This is a genomic window from Nocardia sp. NPDC058497, from assembly GCF_042720195.1.
Taxonomy (GTDB): domain Bacteria; phylum Actinomycetota; class Actinomycetes; order Mycobacteriales; family Mycobacteriaceae; genus Nocardia.
Genome location: NZ_JBHXMY010000706.1, coordinates 1 through 2762, shown reverse-complemented (window position 1 = coordinate 2762; position 2762 = coordinate 1). Strand labels below are relative to the sequence as shown.

2 protein-coding genes are annotated in these 2762 nt (G+C 68.0%); one reads left to right on the top strand and one right to left on the bottom strand.

The annotated features are described in order from the left end of the window. Positions 1–145: 145 nt before the first annotated feature. Positions 146–1345, bottom strand: coding sequence for a porin PorA family protein (locus tag ACFWPJ_RS29790; RefSeq protein ID WP_378856384.1), 1200 nt, complete (start codon positions 1343–1345; stop codon positions 146–148). A 146-nt stretch (positions 1346–1491) separates the two neighbouring features. On the opposite strand from ACFWPJ_RS29790, the gene ACFWPJ_RS29785 reads away from it, so the two are divergent. Beyond that, entirely contained in the window at positions 1492–2706 is a 1215-nt protein-coding gene (locus tag ACFWPJ_RS29785) for an acyltransferase family protein (RefSeq protein ID WP_378856382.1), read from the top strand. The last annotated feature ends 56 nt before the right edge of the window (positions 2707–2762 follow it).

Genomic DNA, 2762 nt, shown 5'->3' with positions numbered 1-2762 from the left:
CGGCGCCAACCGTCACCAGCGGAACCGCATCGTAGTTCCGCACGACAATCCACATCCCCCTGTGTATGGTTGTGGAAAATCCGCGACCTCGAGAACTAATAACGGCCCGGTCGCGATGACCGGAGCCGTTCTCGGAGCGCTGTCCTCAGGGACGTTTGTCGATGTCGATCTGTTCGGTAGGCGCGTCGTAATCACCGCGGGGGAACTGGGTGGTCGGCGCGTCGTCGGCGGCGTCCCATCGGGAGGTGGGGGTGTCGTCCGGGGCCGCCGTCGGAGCGGGGGTCGGGCGGCGGCTGCGCGGGCTGGCCTGGGCAGGGGCGCTGCCGCCGCGCAGGCCGAGGAACAGGCCGGCGAGCACGGCGATCACGCCGAGGATGCCGAACACGATCGGCACGATGCGGCCGAACAGCGACAGCTTGTCGGTGTTCTCCTTGGCGATCGCGATCTGCGACTCGACGGTCGCCTCGTCGAACACGATGTGCGACTTGAGCGCGGTCACCTCGGGCTTGTCCGCCGAGCGGGCGTAGTACAGGTGGATCGACTCGCCGCCCTTGATGACGGTGCCGGTCTGCGGCTCGACCCACAGGTCACGCATATTGGTGTAGTAGCGGGTCATGGTGACCGGGGTGTCGGCGGGCACGTCGGTCACGCCCCACTTCGACGCGGGCAGGGTGAGCCGGTTGGCGGGCGCCTGCACGACGTCCCAGGTGCTGGTGGGCGGCGCGGTCATCTGGAAGTGGTAGACGTCCAGGTTGTTGATCTCGGTCTCTTCGATGAAGTTCGCGTCGTAAGCCTTGCGCGTGTTGATGTCGAAGTACGGGTAGGTCTTCTTCTCGGTGCCGATCGGGAAGCGGTAGCCGAGGCCGGTGTGCTGCACCGGCTCCATGACACTGCCGTCCTGGTCGGCGGTGAGGGCGATCGAGCCGTTGGGCTCGGTGTCGACCGGCATACCGGTGGTGCGCGAGATGGTGACCCGGTCGATGGTCGCGCTGAGCAGGCCGGTGTCGCCCTGCACGTCGGTGCGGCGCAGCGTCTGGCCCGCCTGCAGCGTCATCTCGTCGGCGTCGGAGGGCTCCTCGACGGTGACGAAGCGCTGGGAGATCAGCGGCACGTTCTTGTCCACTACGGCAGGGCCGTCGCCGGTCGTGAGCGACTTCGAGTTGAGGACCAGGCTGTCCTCGCCGGGCTGACTCTCCGCGATCGTGGTGATCTCGAGGTCGAGCGGAGTCTTGGCAACCTTGCTCACGGTGTAGGTGGGGATCATCAGCGCGGCGACGAGTAATGCCGCGCCCAGACCCACGAGAACGCAGGCGACCGTCCTTCTGGTACCGGCACTCAGTGCCATGCAAACTCTCCTCGTCGTTCGAACACGGATCCTCCGGTGGTCTGGTATTGCACCCTAGGCCCTCGTGAGCCCCGACACTAACAGCCCGGCCCTATAGAGCGCGGCCCTGCGCCCGGTAAATCGCCGACCGGGCAAAATGGGAAGCGATGACAACCGCCACCGCCCCCGTTCCCGCTCCGCGCGCCTTCATTCCCGCCTTGGAAGGCATGCGTGGGATGGCCGCGCTCGGTGTCTTGCTCACCCACGTCTCCTTCCAGACCGGAGCGGGCAAGGTCGCGGTGCTCGGCCCGATCCTGGAGCGCTTCGACATGGCGGTCGCGGTGTTCTTCGCGCTGTCCGGTTTCCTGCTCTGGCGCCCGCACGCCGCGGTGGCGCACGGCATGGGCACCGCCCCGACGACCGGCCGCTACCTGCTGCATCGCCTGATGCGCATCGTGCCCGCGTACTGGGCCGTCGTGGTGTTCGTGCTGCTGTTGCTGCCCGGCGCGGCGCAGTCGGCGAACCTGCGGGTGTGGGTGTCGAATCTGTTCCTGCTCCAGGTGTTCGTCCCGCTGACCCTCACCGAGGGCCTCACCCAGATGTGGAGCCTGTCGGTGGAGGTGGCCTTCTATCTGGTGCTGCCGCTGCTGGCCTGGTCGATCGTGTGGTTGCGCGGCCCCGCGGCCCGCTGGCGGGTGCCGGTGCTCTGCGGGCTGATCGCGGTGAGCCTGACCTGGAACCTGTGGCCGGTGCCGACACCGGATGCCATCCACGCCGACAACTGGCTGCCCGGCTATCTGCCGTGGTTCGCGGCGGGCATGGTGCTCGCCGAACTGATCCACCAGGTCAGGCCCGGCGCCTGGTGGGGCAGATTGTTCTCGTCGCAGCCGCTGATGTGGGCGCTGGCGCTGGCCGCGTTCCTCGTCTCGGCGACCGAGTTCGGCGGTCCGGCCGGTCTCGAACGCGCCGAGCCGTGGCAGTACGCGATGAAGATGCTGCTCGGCATGATCATCGGGTTCGGCCTGCTCGCCCCGCTGGTCCTGCGCCCGGCCGACGCCGCACCGCACCGCTGGCTCGAATCGCCGACCGCTCTCACCCTCGGCCGCTGGTCCTACGGCATCTTCCTCTGGCACCTCGTCGTGCTGACCATGGTCTTCCCGGTGTTCGGCATCCTCCCGTTCAGCGGCCAGTTCGGCTACGTCCTCGTGCTGACCACCGCGCTGACCATGCCGCTCGCCGCCGCGAGCTTCGCGCTCATCGAGGACCCGGCGCGCCGCCTGGCCCGGCGCGTGGACAAGGCCGCGGCCGCGCGCAAACAGGCCAAGCAGCTCGCCGGGTCACCGCCGTCGACGCGGTTTGGCCCCGACACCCACCCCCATTAAGTCGCTGTAGGGGTGGTTAAAACACACACACACCCCCAGACGCTCTATATAAGAGG